General features: G+C 46.0%; 20 protein-coding genes and 1 pseudogene. 9 read left to right on the top strand and 12 right to left on the bottom strand.

Features of this window, described 5'->3' with window-relative positions:
- Positions 1-164: 164 nt before the first annotated feature.
- Positions 165-2243, top strand: coding sequence for a beta-prism lectin domain-containing protein (locus tag CEQ48_RS09590; RefSeq protein ID WP_089071084.1), 2079 nt, complete (start codon positions 165-167; stop codon positions 2241-2243).
- 285 nt (positions 2244-2528) lie between these two features.
- Positions 2529-3065, top strand: a complete 537-nt coding sequence (locus CEQ48_RS09585) for a GNAT family N-acetyltransferase (protein ID WP_089071083.1) — start codon at positions 2529-2531, stop codon at positions 3063-3065.
- 112 nt (positions 3066-3177) lie between these two features.
- On the opposite strand, the gene CEQ48_RS09580 is transcribed toward CEQ48_RS09585, so the two are convergent.
- The 7 genes from CEQ48_RS09580 to hinT form a co-directional block, all read right to left on the bottom strand.
- Complete coding sequence (locus CEQ48_RS09580; RefSeq protein ID WP_000196857.1) at positions 3178-4467, bottom strand: NAD(P)/FAD-dependent oxidoreductase; 1290 nt, start codon at positions 4465-4467, stop codon at positions 3178-3180.
- A 357-nt stretch (positions 4468-4824) separates the two neighbouring features.
- Positions 4825-5364: an alpha/beta hydrolase YcfP gene (gene ycfP, locus CEQ48_RS09575; protein ID WP_000587948.1), complete on the bottom strand. Its 540-nt coding sequence runs from the start codon at positions 5362-5364 to the stop codon at positions 4825-4827.
- Positions 5365-5543: 179 nt separating this feature from the next.
- Complete coding sequence (locus CEQ48_RS09570; protein WP_001062357.1) at positions 5544-6404, bottom strand: phosphotransferase; 861 nt, start codon at positions 6402-6404, stop codon at positions 5544-5546.
- A 27-nt stretch (positions 6405-6431) separates the two neighbouring features.
- Entirely contained in the window at positions 6432-7022 is a 591-nt protein-coding gene (gene lpoB / locus CEQ48_RS09565) for a penicillin-binding protein activator LpoB (RefSeq protein WP_000750164.1), read from the bottom strand.
- A gap of 52 nt (positions 7023-7074) precedes the next feature.
- Positions 7075-7464 (bottom strand): YcfL family putative periplasmic lipoprotein, encoded by a 390-nt coding sequence (locus tag CEQ48_RS09560; RefSeq protein WP_089071082.1) that lies wholly within the window; start codon positions 7462-7464, stop codon positions 7075-7077.
- Positions 7464-8882, bottom strand: coding sequence for a COG3014 family protein (locus CEQ48_RS09555; RefSeq protein ID WP_089071081.1), 1419 nt, complete (start codon positions 8880-8882; stop codon positions 7464-7466). The genes CEQ48_RS09560 and CEQ48_RS09555 overlap by 1 nt, the downstream gene beginning before the upstream one ends.
- A gap of 12 nt (positions 8883-8894) precedes the next feature.
- The gene (hinT, locus tag CEQ48_RS09550; protein ID WP_000807128.1) at positions 8895-9245 is read right to left on the bottom strand and encodes a purine nucleoside phosphoramidase; all 351 of its coding nucleotides are present in this window, start codon (positions 9243-9245) and stop codon (positions 8895-8897) included.
- Positions 9246-9504: 259 nt separating this feature from the next.
- Here hinT and CEQ48_RS09545 point away from each other — a divergent pair, with 259 nt between their 5' ends.
- Positions 9505-11496, top strand: coding sequence for a methyl-accepting chemotaxis protein (locus CEQ48_RS09545; protein ID WP_198301250.1), 1992 nt, complete (start codon positions 9505-9507; stop codon positions 11494-11496).
- 157 nt (positions 11497-11653) lie between these two features.
- Positions 11654-12805 (top strand): DUF1887 family protein, encoded by a 1152-nt coding sequence (locus CEQ48_RS09540; RefSeq protein WP_089071079.1) that lies wholly within the window; start codon positions 11654-11656, stop codon positions 12803-12805.
- 98 nt (positions 12806-12903) lie between these two features.
- On the opposite strand, the gene fadR is transcribed toward CEQ48_RS09540, so the two are convergent.
- The gene (fadR, locus tag CEQ48_RS09535; RefSeq protein WP_089071078.1) at positions 12904-13743 is read right to left on the bottom strand and encodes a fatty acid metabolism transcriptional regulator FadR; all 840 of its coding nucleotides are present in this window, start codon (positions 13741-13743) and stop codon (positions 12904-12906) included.
- 644 nt (positions 13744-14387) lie between these two features.
- Between fadR and nhaB the strand changes: the two are divergent.
- Together nhaB and dsbB are read left to right on the top strand one after the other, a co-directional pair.
- A pseudogene (nhaB, locus tag CEQ48_RS09530) lies at positions 14388-15981 on the top strand (Na(+)/H(+) antiporter NhaB).
- A 79-nt stretch (positions 15982-16060) separates the two neighbouring features.
- The gene (gene dsbB / locus CEQ48_RS09525) at positions 16061-16582 is read left to right on the top strand and encodes a disulfide bond formation protein DsbB (protein WP_089071077.1); all 522 of its coding nucleotides are present in this window, start codon (positions 16061-16063) and stop codon (positions 16580-16582) included.
- Positions 16583-16657: 75 nt separating this feature from the next.
- On the opposite strand, the gene ftsK is transcribed toward dsbB, so the two are convergent.
- Complete coding sequence (gene ftsK / locus CEQ48_RS09520) at positions 16658-19555, bottom strand: DNA translocase FtsK (protein WP_089071076.1); 2898 nt, start codon at positions 19553-19555, stop codon at positions 16658-16660.
- A 177-nt stretch (positions 19556-19732) separates the two neighbouring features.
- Positions 19733-20227, bottom strand: coding sequence for a leucine-responsive transcriptional regulator Lrp (lrp, locus tag CEQ48_RS09515; RefSeq protein WP_000228498.1), 495 nt, complete (start codon positions 20225-20227; stop codon positions 19733-19735).
- A 156-nt stretch (positions 20228-20383) separates the two neighbouring features.
- Between lrp and ald the strand changes: the two genes are divergently transcribed.
- Positions 20384-21508: an alanine dehydrogenase gene (gene ald / locus CEQ48_RS09510; protein ID WP_089071075.1), complete on the top strand. Its 1125-nt coding sequence runs from the start codon at positions 20384-20386 to the stop codon at positions 21506-21508.
- A 41-nt stretch (positions 21509-21549) separates the two neighbouring features.
- Here ald and CEQ48_RS09505 read toward each other — a convergent pair whose 3' ends face one another.
- Positions 21550-22746, bottom strand: a complete 1197-nt coding sequence (locus CEQ48_RS09505; RefSeq protein WP_089071074.1) for a methyltransferase — start codon at positions 22744-22746, stop codon at positions 21550-21552.
- 61 nt (positions 22747-22807) lie between these two features.
- Positions 22808-23782 (bottom strand): HTH-type transcriptional regulator CysB, encoded by a 975-nt coding sequence (cysB, locus tag CEQ48_RS09500; RefSeq protein WP_089071073.1) that lies wholly within the window; start codon positions 23780-23782, stop codon positions 22808-22810.
- Positions 23783-24070: 288 nt separating this feature from the next.
- Here cysB and CEQ48_RS09495 point away from each other — a divergent pair, with 288 nt between their 5' ends.
- The gene (locus CEQ48_RS09495) at positions 24071-24835 is read left to right on the top strand and encodes a DNA repair protein (protein ID WP_089071072.1); all 765 of its coding nucleotides are present in this window, start codon (positions 24071-24073) and stop codon (positions 24833-24835) included.
- A gap of 67 nt (positions 24836-24902) precedes the next feature.
- Positions 24903-25679 carry a tRNA isopentenyl-2-thiomethyl-A-37 hydroxylase MiaE gene (gene miaE / locus CEQ48_RS09490; RefSeq protein ID WP_181712593.1) on the top strand — a complete coding sequence of 259 codons (777 nt, stop codon included), beginning with the start codon at positions 24903-24905 and terminating at the stop codon, positions 25677-25679.
- Positions 25680-25753 lie beyond the last annotated feature (74 nt).

The raw sequence follows: 25753 nt of genomic DNA, 5'->3' as shown, positions 1-25753 counted from the left end.
GGGTTGAACCTTCTAGCATTTGACACTGATAATTCTATCACTCTCAGTATTTCGTTATTGACGCTATTAATTTCTTCCGCATTTTTGCGCATCAATCTCACGAGAGAGTATGAAAACTCACTATACAACCCACTCGAACTGTCAAGAGAGATGAAGGTCAAGCCATGAAACAGACAACAACGTTGACCGCGATAAGCGTCCTCGCCTTGAGCCATTTGCTGACTCAAAGCTCCGCATTCGCGTCAAACAGCAGTGATATACAGACCAAATTGAAATGGTCTTGGTCCACCAGTGTTTTTCATCCTGAATCCAATCAGGTGATGGCCGCGCCAATTGTCGTACAACTCAACGACGATAATGGCGATGGCAAAATTGATGAGAAAGACGTGGCTGACATTATCGTGGTCACCTTTGAAGGTAATAAGTACTCGAATGGTGGATATATCCGCGCTCTGAGCGGTGTGGATGGTTCTGAATTATGGAGTTATAGCAATGGTGGCGTGATTGCCGATGCTCGCTATGCACCTGCAGCTGCGGATCTCGATGGGGATGGGCTAATTGAAATCGTCTCTACCAGCGCATTGACACCTTACATCAATATCTTGGACCACCAAGGCAACATCAAAAAGCAACTGCTGAAATCTGCTTCGGGCTGGCGTTCTGTGGGTGATATTGCGTTAGCGGATATTAATGGTAATGGTCAAATTGAAATTTTGGCTGCCGATGGCGTTTACAGTTACGACTCCGGCCTGATCTTTAGTCATGATTGGGCACCTGGTTCGATTGCGTTTGATAGCAATGATGATGGCCAACGTGAAGTCTTTTCCAACGGTACACTCTATCAAAACAACGGCGCTTACCTATGGCAATACCAAGCCAATGACACGATTTGGTTCTCTTCCGTTGCTAACCTTGATGGCGATGATAAACCTGAACTGGTTGTTTCGGTTCCTGCTTCTTTGAGCACAGCAGAAAACAGTGAGATCGCGGTACTTGAGCATGATGGCTCAGTGAAATGGCGAATGAACAATATCAATAATCCAGGTGGTAGTGTACAAGCCGTTTCTAGCTTTTTAGGCAAACAAACAGGTAGTGCAACCAATGTCGACGGACAATCTTCTGTCTACGGTTATACTGATTGGGCTCATGGTCAACGCATTCTCGCGGGGAGTGATCATCAATTAGCGATCCGTTCTGGTGCAGTCGTGGATGCGATCGGTGCAAACAGCCAAACCATGATTGGCGGCAGTGGTGGCTCGCTGAGCACTATTGATACCAACAAAGTCCGTGCAATCGATGTGACATACGGTAAGAACAAATACACCTGGATCTATGGTGTTCTTGAGATGAGTTTTACTCTCGATAATGGGGCAAAAGTCACTGTGGGTTCAAAAGATTCTGCATTTACTTACCTAGGGTTAGAGTGGAAAACCAAAACAGTCCCTTATTTAGGCCTCGAATGGCAAACCAAAACAGTGTCTTACTGGTTCTTTGGCTGGCACACTAAACAAGTGGCTTATTTAGCGCCAGTATGGAAAGAGAAAACCATCCCTTATGCCGTTCCTGTGACACTGTCGAAATCGACTACAGTACGTTATGACATTCCACAAGGCTCACAGCTCTTGGGTATGAATGTGTGGAGTAAAGAGAAGCATATCCACAAACACAAACAGCAAATCAATGCCGTACAGTTCTTAGTCGGCAAAGTAACCGCAGACCAATCACACATGGGCATTGTGTACGCGGGTTACTACGCGGTTGACATGTACGATGCGCAAGGCAACAAAGTATGGTCTGTGGCTAACGATGACCTGAACAGCGGCAAAATTGGTGTCTCCGCTTACGACTTTACCGGTGATGGTATTGACGAAGTGTTGGTTCAAGATCGTTTGAGAATGCGTATTCTCGATGGTAAAACGGGCCGTGTGATGGGCATTATTGCGAACTCTTCTGGCACCTTATGGGAATACCCAGTCGTGGCCGACTTAGAAGGCAACAATAACGCTTCACTGATCATGGTTGCCAATGACTACGATCGCGAAAGCCAAGTCAACCACGGTGTGTTTGTGTATGAGTCCGCCGACCCAAGCAAACCTTGGCGAAATGCCACTCGTATCTGGAACCAGTACGCGTTTAATTTCTCAGATATTAACGCCAACGTTACTATCCCAACGGATGCACAACCAAGCTGGTTAACCCACAACAGCTTCCGCTCAGCGACCATTCGCGTTCCGCTGAAGTAAAGATACTCCTGCAAGCCGCTCCATCCGGAGCGGCTTTTTTTATCGCTATGCTCACACCTTCCTCCATTCTTACGCCACAAAGCCACTGATTTTCCACAAATCTTACTTCGTTGCTTATAATCAAGAGACGAGTGCATCGGATGATACCTTTCCTACTTGAAGCGCTGTGGTATTGGCTAGGCTCATTCCCCCAATCATAGAACTTTCTATGCTCATGGGGATGCTCCCACTTGCCTCCTAACTCCAAGTCGTTTGGGTATACATAAAAAGATAAAGGGATAAACCATGACTCCGGATTTTCAAATCGTCACTCAGCGCTTGCAGCTTCGCCTCATCAGTGCTGATGAAACCGAAGAGTTGGTACAGTGTATTCGTCAGTCACAAACGCTTCATCAATGGGTGGACTGGTGTCACGCGTTGTTTAGCCAGCAAGAAGCAGAGCAGTTTATTCAAGCCACGCGGCTTAATTGGGTTAAAGCCGAAGCTTATGGATTTGGCGTATTTGAACGACAAACGCAAACCTTAGTCGGGATGGTGGCGATTAATGAGTTTTACCATACTTTCAATATGGCCAGTCTGGGGTATTGGATTGGGGATCGTTATCAAAGACAGGGCTATGGTAAGGAAGCGCTCACTGCGCTGATTCTATTCTGTTTTGAACGTTTGGAATTAACACGTTTGGAGATCGTTTGTGACCCGGAAAATGTGCCCAGTCAGGCATTAGCGCTGCGCTGTGGCGCCAATCGAGAGCAGTTAGCACCCAACCGCTTTTTGTATGCAGGCGAGCCGAAAGCCGGCATTGTGTTCTCTTTAATTCCATAGCTTGTCTATGTTGATAGACATACACTGACTGACCGCCTAACGGCCCCCCTTTCGTTTTGGGATAGATAAAAATCAAGCGGCTACGAGTGCCGCTTGATTCTATCTAACATGATTAGTGTAGCTTGAGGTTTGGACGCAGAACGCGGTTAATACGCCCCACCAACATCATCAAACCGGTTTTAATCATGCCGTGCAGCGCCATTTGGTGCATACGGTATAAAGAGATGTACACCACGCGAGCAATACGCCCTTCGACCATCATAGAGCCACGAGTTAAGTTACCCATTAGGCTACCGACCGTTGAGAAACGGCTGAGGGAAACCAGTGAGCCATGATCTTTATAAACATAAGCTTTGAGCTCGCGGCCATACATTTTGGCCACAATATTACGAAATGCCAGTGAAGCCATTTGGTGCGCCGCCTGTGCGCGAGGTGGTACAAATTTGCCATCCGCCTGTGTGCACTGGGCTAAGTCACCAATGACAAAGATGTCATCATCACGTGTGGTTTGTAGTGTGCCTTTCACGACCAATTGGTTAATCCGGTTCGTTTCAAGGCCTGCGATATCTTTCATGAAATCAGGTGCTTTGATCCCAGCAGCCCAAACCATGATGTGCGCAGAAATCTTTTCGCCATCTTTGGTCGTCAGGCCATCTTTCTCCGCTTTGGTCACCATGGTCATCGTGCGTACATTCACACCTAACTTGGTCAGCTCTTGATGTGCTGCCGCCGAAATGCGTGGTGGCAGTGCTGGCAAAATACGCTCACCCGCTTCAATCAAGTTCACGTTCAGCTTGCTTGAATCAAGGTCACCAAATCCATAAGTGCGTAACTCTTTGACCGCATTATGTAATTCAGCCGATAGCTCAACACCTGTTGCGCCCGCGCCAACGATAGCGATATCCACAGAACCTTGACCGTTTTTCGCGTGCAGCTTCAAGAACTCGTTGTTCATTTCCGTACGGAAACGGTTAGCTTGCTCTGGGCTATCTAGGAAAATACAGTGCTCCTTCACGCCCGGAGTATTGAAATCATTAGACGTCGAGCCAATCGCTAATACCAGAATATCGTATTCTAAATCACGCTTTGGCATCAGCAGCTCACCATGCTCATCCTTAAGTTCGCTGAGCGTGATCGTTTTACTTTCACGATCAATCGACGCTAAGCTACCGAGCTGGAAATCGAAGCTATGGTTTTTCGCATGTGCGCGGTAACTCAGCGCATCTACGCCTTCATCCAGTGAACCTGTTGCCACTTCATGCAACAAAGGCTTCCAGAGATGACTTGAATTGCGATCCACCAAGGTTACATTGGCTCGACCTTTGCGCCCGAGTGTGCGACCCAGTTTGGTCACCAGCTCTAAACCGCCAGCGCCACCACCTACAACGATAATTCGTGTCACAACAACAATCCTCAAATAAAGATGAATAATTATTATCCAGCCCGATTACTCGTGCTGAGGGAATCTGTTATCGCCATGATGCGTTTAACATCCAGCAGACTTGGGTGAGGTTTGGTTACTCTCAGTGGCACGTTACTCGGCAGCAAAAAGCTGCGCTAACACAAATAATCGGCAAGTTTTCCACTCGCTCTCAATTTATTTTGATATTTATCAACAAATCTTAGTGCTGGTCATTATATAGGGCTGATTTCATCACGCAACCACAGATTCAGTCATTCTCATTAGATTTTTTGTGGGTTTGGATAAGTAAAAACAGCCTCTAGAAGAGGCTGTTCAAGATCGCATCGCTTAGGGAAACTAAGCCGCTTTGAAGGCTTTCATCGCTTGCAAGTGATGAGAGATTTTTTTGAATTTATGCGTTTGAGTGTCATCCCAAACAATGTCGTAATAGTCTTGTAGTTCTTGCGCCGTTTTCTGGTTATCGTGAATTTCATCCTGACGGGACAGGATCACCAGACAACGACCTTGATTCTTGGCTCGGAATTTTTCAACGCATTTGGTGGAGATGTCTTCGTACTCTTCAGGGCGATCAATACGCCCCTGCATCGTCAATTCAGGATGCAAGTTAGGATTAAAGATAACCTGCTTTATTCCACACAAAAAACCAATTCGCTCAGACCAATAACCACCGAGCCCGACACCGCAAATCAGTGGATTTGGATCGCCAGACTGCTCGATCGCCTTATGCACCTCTTTCAGTAGATGTTGCATATCATGTTTGGGATGTAAGGTGCTGTAATTAATGAAACGCACATCGCTATCAATGAATTGCAATTGCAGCACTTTTTCATGGTTACCCGGGCTATTTGAATCGAATCCGTGTAAGTAAATAATCATAATGTATCCCCCGTTCCTTGAGGTTTTAATCTACCACGAAGAGTATGGTTTTAAACAGCCTAGTAGACTATCAGTAAAGAGAATTTCACCGCAAAGAGAATTTTAACCGCATTTCTCCAAACAAGGTTACCGCTGACGGCAGCATCCGCTCATCACATAATGCTTGGTTATGCTCTTGGCTAGCCTTGATTCGACTGTAAGGTCTGTGCGAGTTGCTGCGCCTGATCTCGATAAAGTTCGTCAGCCCAAAGTTGATAAGCCAATAGATACCAGAGCATTGCCATCATAGTGGTACGCGGTCGCCAAGCTTGAACACCAGAGACCCAAGCATCAATATCGGATAACTCACGCCGTTGGCAGTAACGGAATACCGCATCAAGCACGTTTTCACCAGCGACATCAATACTCAGTGCTAAATCAATGCGCGGATCGGCCAAGGCGGCGTATTCCCAATCGATGACTCTTTGTCCTTGCTCGGTTTTCACCATGTTATAGCCAGCCAGATCAAAGTGACAAAGCACTTGCCCCACATCGGTGAGATTGGGCACAGACCGCCACTGCTCATAGAGCGCTTTAACCTCATCGGTTTTCAGATCATCTCGGATCTGTAACCAGTAGTGGTCAACTCGACCAAGATAGTTAAAAGGTGCTACCGGAATGCGATGGATATCCAACTCATGAATGCGCGTTTGCGTTTTCAATACCACGTCAAAAGCGACACCATCACGCAGTGATTCGCCATCGATCCATTCCACAAGCAAGCCGTGTTCATTAACCAGCTCGGCTTTCGGGCCGATATGGTCATGCTCAATCGCTTTGAGGATTTGATACTCTTGAAATCGAGAAATAGAAAAGGCTTTGGTAATAGGCGTTGCTGGACGCCACACGAAAGCACGATCGCCCGCAACGATTTTCCAGCAACGATTAGTGAGACCTCCGGTCAAGGTCTGCGCATATTCTGGCGGTACAGAGAAAAAGTGATTTAATGACAACAACGATGGATCCAGTGCGCTTGCTTCTCGCCATGCAATCTTTGCCATAACCAACTCCTTCCCTGTGCTAGTGGATTACAAACCGAGTAAGCTCTTTGATTGTTGCTTACGGATTTCGGTTTCGTCAGCCCACTCGATCAAACCTGTTTGTAGATCCATCAAACGCATGGTCATCTTGTAGTAGACGTCTTTATCACTACCCGCGTTTTTCACAATGCTCGATAGATTGCCGTACAGCATGTATTGCGCGCCGACCATCTTACCAAACTGGATCGCTGTGCTTTGGTTGACGAGTTCGTCATTATTCTGGAAGTTCAACTGATCGCGAACCGCTTCAACACGATCCATATCGACGAAACGGAACTTGCCTGAATTGAGCATCTTGGTACTGATGGTGTCTGTGATCGATTCGGTATCAATATGTTCACTGGTTTTGTTCTTAATACGTTCAACAAAAACAATCGGGCGACCATCGCGAGTGATGGCAGAAACCGAGCCTGACATCATCATGCTATCCACCATTTCTGCAGCAATTTTTTGCAGGTCGGTCGAACCAAAGTCAACGTTGACGGTTTCTACCGCTTGCGCATCACCGTAGCTCACTTTATTCGAACATCCCCCTAAGATAACCGCCAAACCTAGCAGGGCAATGACACTTTTTTTCATCGTGATTCCTCTTAAAAACGTATTTTTATCGATCGCTTATTCGACCGCTTTTTTATTGATCGCTTTCGCGGATCTGGACGCGAAACTGCTTACCGTTCGGGTTCACCGAAACCTCAGTCAGTGACACGGTTTCCATACCTCGCAAAATGATGGTTTTCCATGGGCTTAACTTGGTATTCACTTCAAGCCCATCATTGTCATACCAATAAAAACGGTACTGTACATGCACATCGCTTTTTTGGTTACTCTGCAAACGAACCACGCCTCGAGTATGTCCATCCACTTCCGTGGTTGAAATGTCCTCAATACTTAAGCTTTTGCTTAAAGTGCTGTCGTTAAATAAGACTTGCTGTGATGCGCCATCCACTCGCAAACCTGCAGTGTTAGCACTGCATCCCACTAAGAGTAAAGCGGTTAATACTGCTAATAGCCACGTTCTCATTACCGTATCCCTAGTTGTTTATGCCAAATTGTCACATTGTTACCTTGGTGAGATAGCCAAACTAACGCTGTGCCATTTTCTGGAACATGAAAGGTATAGTGAGTCCCTGCAATATCCAGCACTTGATCACCCGCTTTCACCACTTGGGTGGCCGTATTGACTGTGGCGGGCAAGGTTAACCAGCTGCGTGTATCAGGCTGCTCCGTTAACGTATTCCAAATATTAAACACTAAATTGGCGACATCCTCTTCCTGAGTCGTCTCTTTGCGTAATTGATCTTTGGCGACCACACGTAGCGCTTGGCGCAGTACCAGCGCAGGCATTTGCTCCGTTAATGCCTGCTTAGCCATCAAATTCACATCAGTGACTGGCATAGAGGTCAAGTTAGCGCCATTTAGGCTGATCGGTACACTACTTTGCACCATCGACGATGGATAATAAGGCAGAGCCAAAGAATACAGCGCCGTATTGCCACGACTGTCAGACAAAGGTAAAGAGAGTCGCCACGCTTGCTTAGGTTGTACTATGCCCTGCTCTTCTATCACGATGACTCGGCCTTGCGCAGAGGTTAAGCGTTTAGGCTCACCATATTGCTGTTTAAGAAGCTTGAGATCTTCTTGCATGCCAAGCCGAGACGCGACTCGAAGTGTTCCATCAATAACCGATGGATTACTGGGGGCAACCGCCAACGCTCTGCGGTAATCAACATAAGCCGAGTTCAAATCATTACCCGCTTCATAAAGCAGCGCCGAAAGATACAACAGATAACCATCTTGCACCGCTTGCAAGGTTTTTCCGGCATCTGGATATTGTGCAAGCACACTGCCTAAGTTCGAGGATAATCCTTGTGAACGCATCTCTTGCTCAGCACTGGACAACTCTTGTTCACGGCGTTTTTTGGCGGCTTCCTGAACTTGGTTGGCGCGGCGCATTTCAACTAATGCACCATCCAGATCATTATTGCGCACATAATTCAGCCCTAAGTACAGGTGCAAAAAACCCAGTTCATAATCGGCAGGCTCGTACTCATTCAAGTTATCGTTGACCGCCAACGAACCCACACTGGTCGCTGTACTACTCACAGAGATGATCGCTCGGTCTTGCTGCTGTTTAACCGCCAAATCTGCAGCAGCCAAACTCTGCTGGCTTTCTGCGTATTGCTGGCTAAGAAAATAAACCCGACCTTTTTCAAGGTTGTCTAACACTTCACCGGCGACATAATCTGGCAATAACTGCGTAGCTTTTTGGTATTGCCCTGCCGCAACAGACTGATATAAATCACTGTTTTGCGCACTGTAATGGCTAAAAAGATTGCCCGCAGTGAGATTGGCACACCCCGCGAGCAGTAGTGAAGTAAGAGTGAGGCTACGTATAGGTCGTTTAATGTATTGAACCACGTGATTCGTCACCATCAGCATCTGAGAATGAAGTTAGCCCATCAGGAGCGGCCCAAGCGGACGACCACCAACCAAATGCATATGGATGTGATAAACCTCCTGCCCCCCGTGTGAGTTGCAGTTCATGATCAAGCGGTAGCCGTTTTCCGCAATCCCTTCTTGCTCAGCGATTTTTTTTGCGACAGTAAATAGACGGCCGAGCGCTAATTCATCTTCAACTTCAACATCATTAACCGTTGGGATGAGCTTATTGGGGATGATCAAAATATGGCTTGGCGCGCGCGGATGAATGTCTCGAAATGCTGTGACTAACTCATCTTGATAAAGAATATCAGCGGGAATCTCTCTACGAACGATTTTGCTGAAAATGGTTTCTTCCGCCATGACGTACTCCATACAAAGGTTTTGATTGAGAATTTTTCTGGCTTGAGTATGCGTCAAGGCATACTAAAGCTCAATAAAAAACACCGTACAGTTAAAAGAACCTGAGCAAGCTCACTGGTGAAAGATTTTTTTTGCTGTATTGGTCATAAAATGCGTTTCCCAACCTCAATACAATAATGACTATTTTGTTACTTTTTTAAGACAAACTTGTCTTTGATAAATATTAATAACAATGAGTGATGTTCGAGGGAGAGAAATTATGCAGGGTTCCGTTATTCGGCGTATGTACGCCGGTTTTGCGCTGATCATCATCATGTTTGTGGTGACCGTCGCCATCATGCTCCGTGGCATGAGTCAAATTCACAGCAACTTTGAAAGCGTTTCAACCGCTGCACTGCCTCTCGTCTCCCTTTCTAATCAGACCAGCGTTCAACTTTTGTCTGCCGATAAATCGTTTAAAGATTTCCTGACCACGCAAGATACCACTCGTATGAATGGTATGCGTGAAGAATTTGCCCAGTCTAAACAGCGCTTTCAATCTGTTTTGGCAGAACTGAGCCAAGCCAGTGTAAACCATCCTGAGCTGACACAACCGATCACGGAATTAAAGCAGCTCGAAACCCGCTATTTTAGTGAAGCTGACCTCGCCATGGATAACTATCAAGCCATGTTTGCCGCTCAAGCTTCCGTACAAAAGTCGACTCGTGAGTTCCAGCGCCTTCATTCAGAATTGAGTGTCGGGATGAAAGAATTTGTCGATGATAACGATAGCATTTCTGTCAAAGTGATGGCCAAAAGCTACTTCATCAAATTAAAAGATGCGGAAGTGATCACTTCTGACGCTTTAGCCAGCTCAGATGTCGCCTTTGTAGAAAAAGCCGTCAATCAAAACAAAAAAGCGGTCACACACCTAAACTACGCGTACCGTGGCCTCGCCACACAAATGCCGCAGTTGAAAGAACGCTTTGATGAACCAGTCGCGAAATTTACCCAAGACATCGGCCAAAAAGGCGGCGTGCTGGATCAGCACAATGAATATCTGCAAGCTCGCGCTGCGCTCTATGACAACATTGCCAACCTCGCCAATGAAGTGGACAAGGCAATGACCATTTTAGGTGCGTTTAACCAAACGGCGACTGACGACCTCAACCAGTCTCTTACTGAAGCGGGTTCGGTTTACCAACAAGGCGCCATTAAAGCGGTGGTGATTGGTATTGCGGTAGTTCTTTTGGCTACCGCGATTGGTTACCACATTGCGCATAGTGTACGTGAACCCGTAACTCGGATCCTCAAAACCTTAGAAAGCCTCACCCAAGGCAATATGACGCAAAGAATTGAGATTCGCTACAATAACGAATTCAGCCGCCTGAGCCGCCACATCAATAGTCTTGCCGATAACCTGCACGACATTTTAGTTAAGCTCAACAGTGCATCCGATGATTTAACCACCACAGCATCGAATAACCAAACGACCTCACAGAGTGCGCAAAACAAGCTCAACAGCCAACGTGAGCAGACCTCCAGCGTCGCAGCCGCGATGACGGAAATGGCTCACTCGGTGCAAGAAGTTGCCAATAGTGCACAAAATTCACTGGCTATGGTGCAACAAGTCGAGACCGCATCGGAGTCGGGTCGCCAGATCATGAGCACCAACATCAGTACGATTCGTCAACTGGAAACGCGCTTAATTGAATCAGTCGAAGCGGTCGGTGATTTACGCAAAATGAGTAGCCAGATAGGTTCAATTTTGGATGTCATCCGCAACATTGCCGAGCAGACGAACCTATTGGCACTCAACGCCGCGATTGAAGCAGCGCGTGCAGGAGAACAAGGGCGCGGCTTTGCGGTGGTGGCGGATGAAGTTCGCGTTCTTGCGCAACGCACTACAAAATCCACTTCGGAAATCGAATCGATGATCAGCAATCTGCAATCGAGCTCTTCACTAGCCAGTAAGGTGATTGAGAGCTGTATGCAAGACATGGAACTGTCCGTCGAACAGGCTTCCCATGCCAACAGTGCCATGGAGGAAATTCAAGCACTGATCATCGAAATCAGCCATATGAGCACGCATATCTCTCAAGCAGCGGGTGAACAAAACGAAACCACCACATCGATTGCACGTAGCATCGAAGATATCAACCATATCTCTGCTGAAAGCTACCAAGCGATGTCGCAAATCGCGAAAACCAGTGCAAATTTGACGGTGCTAGCCAACCAACAGAGTGAGTTAGTCCATAGATTTAAGCTTTAACTCGATCAGCGTTTTAGTGCCCTAACTGTCAATTTTTCCACAAAGAGCGACTTTTCATCAGAGTCGCTCTTGTTTTTTCAACTGCCCATCGTTATATGAGTAACAAGCTTGCGCCACTTTTCTCTCCACTCATGCAAGCAAATCATGAGGATACTTTATGGCTATTCACGTAGGGATTATCGATCAGGATCCGGTTCGTTTGGTTACACCGCTGCTCGATAATCGAACCGTCAGCCGCCACATTATTTTTATCGGCGATCAGGATCAAAAATTAATTTTTCAGCGTCTTAGTGACGTTTTAAATAAGCGCAATATCTCAACCGATTTTTTTGAAATCCCATCTGGCTCAAATATCTCCGCCATCAAAAATGCGATTCGAGAACTTGCCGAGATGCTTAAAGCGCGCGGTGAAGAGGTAAAATTCAACGCAAGCTGTGGTTTACGCCACCGCTTACTATCTGCTTATGAAGTTTTCCGCAGTTATCATTGGCCAATTTTCGTTGTTGAACCCAATAGTGATTGCTTGTGTTGGCTCTACCCGGAAGGCAATAACGATACTCAAGTTCAAGACCGCATCACCATTGCCGACTATCTCACCATTTTTGGTGCGCGTGGCGAATTTAATGAACACCAACTCCCCCCCCAATTAGACCAAAAGCTTTACCAACTTTGTGAACGATGGGCTGGCAACGCTTTGGAATTAGGCCCAGGGCTTGCCACATTAAATTATTTGGCAACCACTTGCCGTAAAGAGCAGCGATTAGACGTGGAATTGTCCGACAAACAACAAGGCTATCGCGAATTAAACTTACTGCTCAGCGATCTGGTTGAGGCCAAAATTGCCACTTATGAAAGCGGCATCCTCACTTTCATGAATGAAGAGGCTCGTCGCTTTGCTAATGGGGAATGGTTAGAAACACTAGTGCATAGCACCGTGAAACAGATCCAAGATGATATGCCCACAATTCAAGATCGCTCGCTGAATGTGCAAGTCTATCGCCAGCTTGGTGAGAGAGAAGTACGTAACGAGTTGGATGTGGCGACCGTAGTAAACAACAAACTGCACATTATTGAGTGCAAAACCAAAGGGATGCGTGATGACGGTGACGATACCTTATACAAACTCGAATCACTGCGTGACCTTCTCGGTGGCCTACAAGCGCGAGCCATGTTGGTCAGCTTCCGCCCTCTACGCCATAACGATATTACACGTGCCGAAGATTTGGGGCTGGCACTGATTGGCCCAGATGAACTGAAAGATTTGAAAGCCCATTTAAGCCAATGGTTCAAAGCCGCTGGCGGTAATTAAGTCAATCGCCAGTCATAACCCGCAGAGCTCAAGTCATTGAATAGTAAAAAGCCCGCATAACAGTGCGGGCTTTTTTAACGAAAACAAACAGTGATTGATTAACAATCGTCTTCAGTAAAATTGGACGGCAGCGTCATTTTCATCTGATTCCAGATGTGTCCGCTGGCAATACCATACTGACGAATAACTTGAGCCAAATGCTCACGCTCACCACTTTGGCACACGGCTAATAGCTGACGGTAAAACTCCATCGCCAATTCACGAGCTTGTGGATTGGAGAAATAATAACTTCCAACACGGTCATACAACTTTTTCAATCCGTTAAAGATCAAACCATAAATCTGGTTACCAGAATGGAAAGCGAGACGCTGGAATAGCATGTAATCGTAGAAGTTAAATGTTTTCGCGATCAAGATTTCCTGCCTTTTGAGCTCATCTTTTTCGCTATCTTCTTTCACGTGCTGCTGAATCTTTTCCGCATAGGGAGAGACTGCGATAAAAGCATCCCAAGAAGGAGCATTGACCAAAGCTTCACAGGATTCAATCACATTGATCATGATCCGCTCTGCGCTCTCTTTATTTAGCTTAAAAGCGTAACGCATGAAAATGGGACTGATATTGGTTCTTGCCGCCAGCAGATCTTCGACAATGCTGGTTGCGTTACCCGCATCAAGAGTCATCAAGGTATCCAGAATATGCAAACCTGAGGTTTCCATAAACTGATTCACTTTGGTGGGTTTACCATGTTGGATTGTTAGCCAACCATCACGCGCTAAACGCTGTAGCACCTCACGAAGTGTGGTGCGCGTAACACCGATCAACTCAGAAAGCTCACGCTCTGCAGGTAAGATGGAACCTGGCGGAAAGCGGCCGTTCCAAATACTTTCAATAATATACTTCTCAGCGAAACCGGCTGGGCTTTTTGCCTTAATGACCATTAATGACTAATCCAATACTTGTTTTATTTGGGTCGAATGGCACTCATCATACCACTAGTTGGTGTACGTCGAAAACCAAGCATCGATAAACTTGTCACAAAGCAGACATAGTGTAATTACTCTAATTTAACTTGAGCGAATCATTGTGAACATTTTGCTTATAAGCTATGTGGTAAGCACTTTACTTTTTATCAACTGCACAAAACACCTGAAATTAAATGGATGAAGCTCACACTCTCCTATTTCTAATTAGCAAAATAAACTTACTCGAAAGAGGTATTTCTTTGGAGTAAAGATGTATTAAATTCAATTTCACCTAACTCATCGCTTCTAAATGAATTTTTCGTCAATTTTGTGTTATGCTTACACCACTTAGATCGCGTTTTTTAACGAAAGTTTAGTAACTTTTTATCATCATGGTATTTGTTGTTGACTATTATGTAACGACAAGTAGAGTTGCGGTCGAAGTACGGAGTGCTTGTTTTTCTCAGGGAGTGACTTAGCTGAAATTGAATCGGTGACAAGCCTTATTTTCTTGCTAAATCACTGTTGAAAAGATTTTGTCTACACACTGAGTCTCATGCTTTGGTGAAAGCAGGTACGACACAAAGTCTATCTATAACAACAGTTAAAGAGTAATCATCATGCCGATGTCCCTCGGAAACGCGTTTATCAAGAATTTCCTTGGTAAAGCGCCTGATTGGTACAAAGTTGCCATCATTGCTTTTCTCATTATTAACCCAATAGTGTTCTTTTTTATTAATCCCTTCCTCGCGGGTTGGTTGTTGGTGGTTGAGTTTATCTTTACTCTGGCCATGGCACTGAAATGCTACCCTCTACAGCCCGGTGGTTTACTTGCAATTGAAGCGATTGCGATTGGGATGACGAGTCCGGGACAAGTCAAGCATGAACTGGTTGCCAATATTGAGGTATTGCTACTGTTGGTGTTCATGGTGGCAGGCATCTACTTTATGAAGCAGCTTCTGCTGTTCATTTTCACTAAAATTCTGCTTGGCATTCGCTCCAAAGTTCTACTTTCGATAGCCTTTAGTGTTACGGCAGCATTTCTCTCTGCCTTCCTAGATGCTCTAACCGTGATTGCGGTTATTATCAGTGTGGCTGTGGGTTTCTACTCGATTTATCACAAGGTCGCTTCGGGTCAAAGTGTTCATTCTTCTCACGATCATACCCATGATGAAGGTATTTCAGAATTAACTCGTGATGACTTAGAAAACTATCGCTCATTTTTGCGTTCACTATTGATGCACGCTGGTGTGGGTACAGCGTTGGGTGGTGTAACAACCATGGTGGGTGAACCACAAAACCTGATCATTGCTGACCAAGCAGGCTGGCAATTTGGTGAGTTCTTACTCCGCATGGCCCCCGTTACCGTACCCGTGTTTATTGCAGGTATGCTGACCTGTATGTTGGTTGAGAAATTACGTATTTTTGGCTACGGGGCTCGTCTTCCTGCCAATGTTCGTCAAATTCTGCTCGATTTTGACTCAGAAGAGCGCAAAAAACCGTACAAACCAAGACGTAGCCAAACTCTGGGTACAAGGTGCTATCGCAGTTTGGTTGATTGTGGGTTTGGCTCTTCACTTAGCTGCCGTTGGTCTCATTGGTTTGTCGGTGATTATTCTCGCCACGGCGTTTACGGGTGTGATTGAAGAACATTCGCTAGGTAAAGCGTTTGAAGAAGCGCTGCCGTTTACCGCATTGCTGGCTGTTTTCTTCTCGATTGTTGCGGTTATTATCGACCAAGAGCTGTTCAAACCAGTGATTGATGCGGTATTAAATGTCGAAGACCATGGCACTCAGCTCGCACTCTTCTATGTGGCGAATGGTCTACTTTCCATGGTGTCAGACAACGTGTTTGTGGGGACGGTTTACATCACGGAAGTGAAAACCGCACTGATGGAAGGCATGATTTCACGTGACCAATTTGATTTGTTGGCTGTCGCCATCAATACCGGCACCAACTTACCTTCAGTAGCCACACCGAACGGTCAAGCGGCCTTCTTGTTCTTGCTCACTTCGGCTTTGGCGCCACTAATCCGTCTCTCTTACGGTCGAATGGTCATCATGGCGTTTCCTTATACGCTGGCGCTTTCACTGGTTGGTTTTATTGGCATCATGTTCTTACTTGAGCCAATGACTGAGGTGTTCTACAGCCTAGGTTGGATCAGCCATCATGTCGCGCCAGCTGCAGATGCACTACTGCAAAGTGGGCACTAAATTTCAATTGAACCTGAAACTAATCCAAGATACAAAGCTCTGAGTATTCAGAGCTTTTCTTTTTAACAAGGATCTATCTGTGCGTATATTATCCTCCCTTAAAACCTTTTCTCAGTCGCGATTATCTTGGCTGTTGCTGCTGGCATTTGTCGTTTTCTTTACCTTGTGTGCCATGTACTTTCAACATGTGATGCTACTCGCACCTTGTGTCATGTGTATCTATGAACGTATCGCTATGCTGGGGATTGGTGTCGCCGCCTTGATTGGCGCAATTGCACCACAAAACCCTGTCGTACGTTGGCTCGGTTTTGCTGCTTGGGGGGCCAGCAGCTACAAAGGTTTGATGCTGGCGATCGAGCATGTGAACTACCAGTTTAACCCTTCGCCTTTTGCTACTTGCGATCTGTTTGTCACCTTCCCTGCTTGGGCTCCACTCAACCAATGGGCTCCCAATCTGTTTGAAGCGTATGGTGACTGTAGCAAGGTGGTATGGCAGTTTTTGACGCTCTCTATGCCGCAGTGGCTCGTCGTTATCTTCGCGGCAAACTTACTCGCATCAGCGATTTTTGTCGTCGCACAACTGGCTAAAACCTCACGCTAAGCCAATCGCATCGCTCAATCCGGTTGATAAAAAAGGCGCTTAAAGCGCCTTTTTTACTTTTGTTGTTTCTGCTGTTTAATCTCGTATAGGTGCTGGAGCCAGTACATCACGATTACCGTTATGCCCTGGCGCACTGACAATGCCTTGAGCCTCAAGCTGCTCGACAATACGTGCAGCGCGGTTATAACCAATTTTAAAACGGCGTTGAACCCCAGAAACCGAGCCTCGGCGCGTTTCGACAACGTGCTCAACCACTTGATCAAACAGTGGGTCAAGCTCTTCGTCTGATTCAGACTGCTCTCCGGGCAATAAGGCTTCTGGGCCGTGATCGCCTTGGATAATCTCACTGATGTAATTCGGCTTGCCCCTTGCCTTCCAGTTATTGACCACAGCATGCACATCATCATCCGAGGCAAATGCACCATGTACACGAATCGTATGACTGGAACCGGCAGGTAAATAGAGCATATCCCCCATACCGAGCAGAGACTCTGCGCCGCTCTGATCCAAAATCGTCCGAGAATCGGTTTTCGTGGAGACAGTAAAGGCAACGCGGGTCGGGATGTTGGCTTTAATCAGACCCGTAATCACATCCACAGATGGGCGCTGCGTAGCCAAAATCAAGTGAATACCCGCCGCACGGGCTTTTTGTGCCAAACGCGCAATCAGCTCTTCGACTTTTTTACCCACTACCATCATCAGGTCAGCAAATTCATCGACCACGACCACAATATAAGGCAGTTTTTCTAATAGTGGCGGCTCACTCTCCATGCTATCTCCGTCTTTCCAAAGAGGATCGTAGATAGGATGTCCGGCTTCAGCAGCCATACGCAGTTTATCGTTAAAGCCTTTGATATTACGTACACCAAGTACCGACATCAGCTTATAACGACGCTCCATTTCTCCGACACACCAGCGCAGCGCGTTAGAGGCATCTTTCATGTCGGTCACCACTTCCGCTAACAAGTGAGGAATACCTTCATACACGGAAAGCTCCAACATTTTCGGGTCAATCATGATGAAGCGGACATCTTCTGGAGAGGCCTTATACAACATGCTCAGGATCATCACGTTGACCCCAACCGACTTACCCGAGCCAGTGGTACCCGCCACCAAAACATGAGGCATTTTAGATAGATCCGCTACCACGGCATCGCCGGCGATATCTTGGCCAAGCACCACAGTCGTCGGTGACTTCGACTCTTTAAATTGAGGACTGGCAATCACATCGGATAGGTACACGGTTTGACGTGACATGTTTGGTAGCTCAAGCCCCACATAAGGTTTACCGGGAATAACTTCCACGACACGCACAGCCATCGCCGAGAGTGAACGGGCTAAGTCCATCGACAGACTAGAAATTCGGCTCACTTTCACACCCGGCGCTAAATCTAGCTCAAAACGGGTGATCACAGGCCCCGGGAAAATATCCACGACTTGCGCTTGGATTTTGTAATCAGCCAGTTTGGACTCAACCAGACGCGCGATCTCTTCTAAAGCTTCACGATCGATAAAATTTTCACGCTTTTCTGGATGGTACAGCAGCTCTAGCGTTGGCATAGGCTCTGTTGGTCTCGGCAAGTTTACTGCCTTCTGCACTAAAAACGGGTTTTGCTGCGCAGCCGCATTCGCTTGTGCTTGCGAAACGATGTTTTGAAATGCCGCCACATCGCGATCGTCAGGCTCATCCTCATCTTCCCAATCAGATTCTATTGCGGGCGATACCATAACCGAAGGCGTTTCTTCAAGCTCGTCTTCATCATCTGACCAATTCAAGTTAGCAATGCTGGGCTCAACCTCTTCATCTTCTACCTCAATATTGAACGAGTGGTTAAAGTTTTCAGAGAGGCTCTCCTCTTCTTCATCCACCGTAATGGTAGTAGTCAAAATGGAATCTTCAACATCAGCAAGAGTGTTTGAAGCAAGGGTGTTTGAAGCAAGGGTGCTTGGCACTGCGTCATCCTCGACAGCATAGTCATCGACTAGACGAGCTTGTTGCTCCAGTTCTTCTATGGTGGCATCCCATTGCTGAGTGCGCGCAGAGCTGACAGGCTCTACCTGTGTATTTTGAGCGGCTACACGTGAGAAATGAGGGGCAGGTTCGCGCTGCCTTGGCGGCTCTGGTTTCAACTCGACTTTAGGCTCCATTTGGTGCTCAAAATGAATGTCAGGTACGTCACGCTCTTCTGGCATATGAATATTGAAGCGACGTAAGCTCGGGGCAGGCTCGTCAACCTCAGTATCCATTGGCGCAGAAAATGTCGGTTCTAGTTCTTCAACTGGCAGCTCAGGTTTTACCAATGCCGGTTTCACACGCTCCGCTTTTTCACCGCGTAAACGGTTAAACAGCCCTACAAATGCCGCAATGCTGCGCTCACCAATCCATTCCACAATCCGCAGCCAAGAGATCCCCGTCAACAAGGTAATGCCAGCCCCCCACAAAAAGAGCAACACAAGCGTTGTTCCAAGAATGTTCAAGGTCGGCAGTGCTAAGCTGGTCAACACATCGCCAATCACTCCACCTGATGAAAAATACCAAATGTCATCAAAGTTGATGTCGGCAAGACCACAACTGGTCAATAGCACTATGGTTAGACCAAGGAGTCGAGTTCCCCAAAGGGTGAAATCGATTTCGTCACCTTCATCACGTTTGCGCAACAGCACCCATGCTGCAAATGCAATAATAAAAGGCAATGGATAGGCTAAAGAGCCAAAAACGAAAAAAAGGGTGTCAGCTAACCAAGCGCCAACTAAACCACCCGCATTATGAATGTCTGCTCCCCAAGCCGTTTGTGACCAAGATGGGTCGGCAGGGTTAAAACTAAACAGAGCAACGGCAAGAAATATCGAAAACAAGAAAGCCAAGATCAACCCGCTTTCTTTAAGACGCTGTGAGCCATTGAGTCGAGAAGAAGGAATCTCTTCACTCGTTTTAATAATGGTTTCGACTTTATTATTGTTCTCTTTGAACATAAACCAACTTGACTATGATTAAGGCCATAATGCGCAACACTATACGCAGTTTCATGGCGGTGAAACAGTCCGAGCGGCCAACGCCGCTCGGTTTGTTTGGAGATTTAACCATATCAAGGGCAAAAACCCAATTCGCGAAAGTCAGAATGTGGAAAGATCTCCAACATTCGCTTTAAGTTAGCGAGTTTTAATCACTAATTGGTTGGTTTGCTTCACTTCTTCCATGACCACGTAAGTACGAGTGTCATTCACCCCCGGCAAACGGAGTAAGGTATCACCTAACAAACGGCGATAGGCCCCCATATCCGACACACGAGTCTTCAACAAATAGTCAAAATCACCGGAAACTAGGTGACACTCTTGAATATCATCCAATTTTTGTACCGCGGTATTAAACTGTTCAAACACATCTGGCGCACCACGATTTAACGTAATTTCAACAAACACCAACAGTGACGCATCCAAATACTGAGGGTTCAATAATGCGGTATAACCGGTAATAAACCCTTGGCGTTCTAGACGACGAACACGCTCAAGACACGGTGTAGGCGAAAGCCCTACACGTTTTGATAACTCTACGTTTGAAATTCGACCGTCTTTTTGCAATTCATTCAATATATTGCGATCTATACGGTCTAAGTCCTTAGACGGCTTCTTATAACTATCCACCATTTTTTATTCCACCTTATTACTTCCTTGCAAAAAAATATACTACAACTTCTTAATATTTAGCATCAAATTTTTTACACTAGTAACTATACTAGCCACAAATTCGATAGAACAACCCTACATATAGTCAATACAACCAAATTAATCTAAGGAGTTAGGATGATCATTGGCGTTCCTAAAGAAATCAAGAACCACGAATATCGTGTGGGCATGATTCCAGCTAGCGTGCGGGAGCTTGTCTCACACGGACACCAAGTTTACGTAGAAACAAATGCCGGCTCCGGCATCGGCTTTTCAGACGATGATTACATCGCTGTAGGCGCATCCATTCTTCCTACCGCTGCAGACGTCTTCGCGAAAGCAGAGATGATTGTAAAGGTTAAAGAACCTCAAGCTATCGAGCGAGCCATGCTCAAAGAGGGGCAAATTTTATTTACTTATTTGCACCTAGCTCCAGATTTTCCACAAACTGAAGAGCTAATCAAGAGCAAAGCCGTCTGCATAGCCTACGAGACTGTAACAGATAATATGGGTCGCTTACCACTACTGGCTCCTATGTCTGAAGTCGCAGGCCGGATGTCCATTCAGGCTGGCGCTCAAACATTAGAAAAATCACGCGGCGGCAGTGGTTTATTACTCGGTGGCGTCCCCGGTGTTGCTCCTGCAAAAGTCGTGGTACTCGGCGGCGGCGTAGTCGGCGCTAACGCAGCCCGTATGGCGATTGGCCTACGTGCCGATGTTACTATTCTAGATCGCAATATCGATACCCTACGTAAACTCGATGAAGAGTTTCAAGGCCGAGCTAACGTCGTGTATTCCACCACAGATGCCATCGAAAAATACGTTTTAGAAGCAGACTTATTGATTGGGGCTGTTCTTATCCCAGGTGCTGCCGCTCCCAAACTGGTCACCAAACAACACATTGAACGCATGAAACCCGGTTCAGCCGTGGTTGATGTCGCGATAGATCAAGGGGGTTGCTTCGAAACCTCTCACCCCACCACTCACGCAGAACCCACTTATATTGTTGATGATGTGGTGCACTACTGTGTAGCCAATATGCCCGGTGCTGTGGCGCGCACTTCTACTTTTGCTCTTAATAACGCCACGCTACCATATATCGTTAAACTCGCCAATAAAGGCTACCAAAAAGCCCTACTGGAAGATGCAGGATTTTTAAAAGGCCTCAACGTAATTCACGGAAAAGTGACTTACAAAGAGGTTGCAGAAAACTTTGGCCTCGATTATGTCGACCCCGCTAAAGCGATTGCGATGTTTAATTAATGATTCAGAGAGCCGATATTATCGGCTCTCCCCTCTTCAGTTCAGCGCCACGCATTAACCACTAAATTACGCGGTGTTGCTTTACGATCGCAAAACTCACTCACCCTGACTTGATAGCCCTGTTCCTGCAAATAGAGCGCTTTATCCAACACCAGCCATAGCTCTAACAGCCGCCGAAATCCGTCTTGAACTAAACTTATTCGCTCCATCTGCCAGAATCGCTGACAGCCTAAACTTTCAAAATGAGCAAAATCGACGTGAATGAAATCCATAGCGATATTTTTCTCTTGAGCCGCCCACTGGCAAAACTCGGCAAACCCTTGGTTGAGTTTTGATTTCTGAATACTAGGGATAGGTATATAACCAGCTTGATTACCTACTTGACTCACCAGAGCATCAAATCCTAACCGATAAACCATCTCTTGCTGTCGCTGCCGTCTAACCCTTTCCCCTCCGGTCACAGTTTCTTGCAGCGGCAGTCGCAGTTCTCGACGGGTCAATTGCAAATCTGACTGACCCGCCACTTTCGACATCGCGTGATATTCGTTATCTCGAATCAAATGGTAGCAGCAGGGAGAAAAGCTAATCGCCGCGGCATGCGAAGAGGTGGCGTAATGAAGCATCTTTACGTGTAAGTCACCACACGCATGTAGGGCAACAGCATGAGTACTGGAGTTAAACAGGGCAGCAGAACGCTCATCAAATGCATCCCCCTGTACAAACTGCATAGGGAGTTGCAACGCATCGGCTTCTTGTTGTCCAGAGCAGCAAAGCTCGGCTTGATACTCAAAACTGACTACTGGTTGCTGAGTCACCCTCGCCAAAATACGCCCCAAATAACCTTTCCCAGCACACCACTCTAGCCACTGGGTACCTTGATGATGCGCTACAAGCACTTTGCTCATTGCCTCTATTTGTTGCAATTTACGTCCGGGGATCCCTTTATCAAAAAACTTTGGTAATTGGATTGGGGACAAGAGAAAGTCTGAAATGTCGAATGCGAGTTTCACCTCATCTAACCTGGGAAAAAAGCCAGATAAGATGGAAGATAGTTTCTCGGGATCGGTTTTGTACTCTTCTACCTCATCCTGACTAAGGGCACGGAGCCAAGACGTTAATTCAGGATGTGCATCTCTCCAAGGCAACGCCGATAAACGACAAGCATGAAAAGCTTCATAACGCCAAAAAGGTTGTGTTTGAGTTAAGAATGAATCGAGTTGTGTGAATAGAGCTTGCATGCTTCCTCCCGTCGGTGAGCCATTCTAGGAGGAAGCACAGCGAAGTGAAAGTAAAAGCGCGTTAACGCACAGGCAGATCAATGTCCTTAAACATTTCTGCTATTTCAATATTCGATTTCAGGGAGATGGCTTGTTCTACCACTGGACGAGTAAGATGTGGGGCAAAACGCTCCATAAAATCAAACATATAAGATCGAAGGAAAGTACCACGGCGAAAACCAATACTGGTAGTGCTCGCACTAAATATATGGCTTGCATCAATCGCCACCAGATCTGTGTCCTGTTTTTTGTCTACCGCCATGCTTGCGATCACACCAACCCCAATGCCCATGCGCACATACGTTTTGATCACATCCGCATCCGTGGCGGTAAAGACCACTTTGGGTGTCATGCCAACTCGATTGAATGCGCTATCAAGCTCTGAACGACCAGTAAACCCGAAAACATAGGTCACTAATGGATAAGCGGCTAAATCTTCTATGGTTACCTGATCTTTCTTCGTCAAAGGATGATCCTTAGGTACCACTATCGAGCGATTCCAGTGATAACAAGGCAACATGATCGCATCTTGGTACAAATGTAAGGCTTCTGTCGCAATCGCAAAATTAGCAGTGCCTTTGGCAATGGCTTCCGACATCTGGGTTGGCGTGCCTTGATGCATGTGCAAAGAAACTCTTGGATAACGCTTAGTAAATCCTTTAATGACTTCTGGCAGAGCATAGCGGGCTTGGGTATGAGTAGTAGAAATGTTCAGCGTACCCATTTCTGGGTGCGTATGTTCTGCGGCAACCGCCTTGATGCTTTCCACTCGCGATAAAATTTCCGTCGCAATACGCACTATGTGCTCACCCGCAGGCGTCACTTGCGTTAAATGCTTGCCGCTTCGTTCAAAAATTTGAATTCCAAGCTCATCTTCTAACAGCCTGACCTGTTTACTGATCCCCGGCTGAGAGGTATATAGGTTTTCCGCGGTCGCAGACACATTCAAATTATGATTGACCACTTCCACTATGTACTTTAACTGCTGCAGTTTCATCTTTTTCCCATAATCCCTTGCGGTGTTTTGCCACAGACACACATATTTTATAATTATTAGTTATAACGCTTCAGCGCGACAATTCCTAGCCTTTATCGAGAGAAGCGTGAAATGAATATTCAGTGTTTTGCTTATTCGATGAAAAAATTGCCACGCAACACTCAAACTCATCGTGGGAAAGCGGTTTTTGCATAATAAAACGGGAATAATCAACAGAGTAAATTGTCGGGATCACAACGAGCGTGTATCCTTAATCGTTAGCCATTGAAAACTGAAGATACGGATTTTATGAATATAGGTTTAATCATTGCTCTGGTGGCCATTTTGCTCATTTTGGTTCTTGGCTACAACATCATGTTGCAATATCGGGTGAAAATTGAAAGCGCCAAGAAACAAGAGTCATCACGCTATGTGGCGATTATTGATGCAACTGAAGATTTAATCGGCAATGCCCACCATCTGCCCTTCAGTAAAGAGCTTTTAGTCTGCTTGAATAACCGTATTCTTGATGCACTGCAAAGCATGTATGACCTTGATCCTAAAAATAAGCAACTCGCTCAACGTATCGAAAATATGAAGGGGCAAATCAACCACCTGCAAAATAACCATCCTGGTGGTGAAAGCACTTCTTTTAAAGTTCCTAGCAGTGATAAGCAAGCCATCATCATGTTGAAGTTGGTTAAACGCCTGCGTGACACCATTCGCAGTGAGCACAATAAAGGGCGTTTTGAAACCCAAGCTTATGTAGCAGAAAATGCCCGCTTAGAGACCATTCAGATTCGTATTAACATTGAAAACGTAATCAAACGAGCGAACGACTCGATTTTGCGTGGTCAACCCGGCACAGCAATCCAACTACTTCGTAAAGGGATTGACGTTTTGTCCTCAAAAAATGACAGCTATTCAAATCAAGCCCGTGAAAAGCTACAGACCATGTATGATGAACTTGAGCAGAAACGCCAAAACAAAAGTGCTTCTGACCTTCAACAAATTGAAGAAAATGAACGCAAAAGTGACATGGATGTGCTCTTTGGCGAGAAGAAAAAGTGGTAAGATACCGCACGATAATGACTTGATTAACTTCAGGCCGCTTATGCGGCCTTTTTCTTAAATAGTGCCCATGATTCATCCATCTACTATCCAACAACTTTTAGAACCGATTAACCATTTCCTGCAATGTCCTACACCCGACGAATGGGTTGAAGAAGCGCGCAAACCTGAAAACCTACGTGTTTTGTTGTTAGACCATTTACTATGTGAGCTAAAAGCTGGTCAATCCGCCATGTTTCTGATCCGTAAGTATGCGGTTGATAAAGAGAGTGAACTTTCGCTATTGGATTGGTTTAAACCTTATGAAGACTTTGCGTATCGCAAAATTGGAGATATCCAATCGCTCAAAGGTAAAAGCCAAATCTCCAAAGCGATCATTGCCAAATCGGATTCTCCTTATAGCCAAGATTTGATCGATAAAATGGTATTGCTGATCAAAGAAGAGCTACACCATTTCTATCAAGTGTTGGAAATTATGCAAGCGCGCAATGTGGAGTATGAGTCAATTCCGGCTAGCCGTTATGCCAAAAGCCTTCTAGCCCATATGAAGACTCATGAACCACAGACATTGATTGATAAGCTGATAGTAGGCGCTTACATTGAGGCTCGCTCTTGTGAGCGCTTTGCCAAACTCGCCCCCTACTTAGATGACGAGATAGCAAAATTTTATATATCTCTGCTTCGCTCTGAAGCTCGTCATTATCAAGACTACTTACAGCTTGCTGAACACATTGCGGGCTACGATATCTCTGAGCGTGTTGCGTATTTTGGCCGAGTCGAAGCGGAGTTAATTTCCACTCCCGATAGCGATTTCAAGTTTCACAGTGGTATCCCTACTGTTAATTAACGCTCATAGAATAAAGCCCTACCATGTGGCAGGGCTTGTGTCTCTTCAAGGTCTTAGTGAGCCGCTAAGTCATC

This window comes from Vibrio tarriae (assembly GCF_002216685.1).
GTDB classification, from domain to species: domain Bacteria; phylum Pseudomonadota; class Gammaproteobacteria; order Enterobacterales; family Vibrionaceae; genus Vibrio; species Vibrio tarriae.
Note: the sequence above shows the minus strand (reverse complement) of the source record. Positions and strands in the feature narration are given on the sequence as shown.

What these genes read in the sequence shown, in the direction of transcription:
- CEQ48_RS09590 (WP_089071084.1), top strand. Translation starts at nt 165, where the DNA reads ATGAAACAGACAACAACGTTGACCGCGATAAGCGTCCTCGCCTTGAGC.
- CEQ48_RS09585 (WP_089071083.1), top strand. Translation starts at nt 2,529, where the DNA reads ATGACTCCGGATTTTCAAATCGTCACTCAGCGCTTGCAGCTTCGCCTC.
- ycfP (WP_000587948.1), bottom strand. Translation starts at nt 5,364, where the DNA reads ATGATTATTTACTTACACGGATTCGATTCAAATAGCCCGGGTAACCAT.
- CEQ48_RS09570 (WP_001062357.1), bottom strand. Translation starts at nt 6,404, where the DNA reads ATGGCAAAGATTGCATGGCGAGAAGCAAGCGCACTGGATCCATCGTTG.
- lpoB (WP_000750164.1), bottom strand. Translation starts at nt 7,022, where the DNA reads ATGAAAAAAAGTGTCATTGCCCTGCTAGGTTTGGCGGTTATCTTAGGG.
- CEQ48_RS09560 (WP_089071082.1), bottom strand. Translation starts at nt 7,464, where the DNA reads ATGAGAACGTGGCTATTAGCAGTATTAACCGCTTTACTCTTAGTGGGA.
- CEQ48_RS09555 (WP_089071081.1), bottom strand. Translation starts at nt 8,882, where the DNA reads ATGCTGATGGTGACGAATCACGTGGTTCAATACATTAAACGACCTATA.
- hinT (WP_000807128.1), bottom strand. Translation starts at nt 9,245, where the DNA reads ATGGCGGAAGAAACCATTTTCAGCAAAATCGTTCGTAGAGAGATTCCC.
- CEQ48_RS09545 (WP_198301250.1), top strand. Translation starts at nt 9,505, where the DNA reads ATGCAGGGTTCCGTTATTCGGCGTATGTACGCCGGTTTTGCGCTGATC.
- CEQ48_RS09540 (WP_089071079.1), top strand. Translation starts at nt 11,654, where the DNA reads ATGGCTATTCACGTAGGGATTATCGATCAGGATCCGGTTCGTTTGGTT.
- fadR (WP_089071078.1), bottom strand. Translation starts at nt 13,743, where the DNA reads ATGGTCATTAAGGCAAAAAGCCCAGCCGGTTTCGCTGAGAAGTATATT.
- ftsK (WP_089071076.1), bottom strand. Translation starts at nt 19,555, where the DNA reads ATGTTCAAAGAGAACAATAATAAAGTCGAAACCATTATTAAAACGAGT.
- lrp (WP_000228498.1), bottom strand. Translation starts at nt 20,227, where the DNA reads ATGGTGGATAGTTATAAGAAGCCGTCTAAGGACTTAGACCGTATAGAT.
- ald (WP_089071075.1), top strand. Translation starts at nt 20,384, where the DNA reads ATGATCATTGGCGTTCCTAAAGAAATCAAGAACCACGAATATCGTGTG.
- CEQ48_RS09505 (WP_089071074.1), bottom strand. Translation starts at nt 22,746, where the DNA reads ATGCAAGCTCTATTCACACAACTCGATTCATTCTTAACTCAAACACAA.
- cysB (WP_089071073.1), bottom strand. Translation starts at nt 23,782, where the DNA reads ATGAAACTGCAGCAGTTAAAGTACATAGTGGAAGTGGTCAATCATAAT.
- CEQ48_RS09495 (WP_089071072.1), top strand. Translation starts at nt 24,071, where the DNA reads ATGAATATAGGTTTAATCATTGCTCTGGTGGCCATTTTGCTCATTTTG.
- miaE (WP_181712593.1), top strand. Translation starts at nt 24,903, where the DNA reads ATGATTCATCCATCTACTATCCAACAACTTTTAGAACCGATTAACCAT.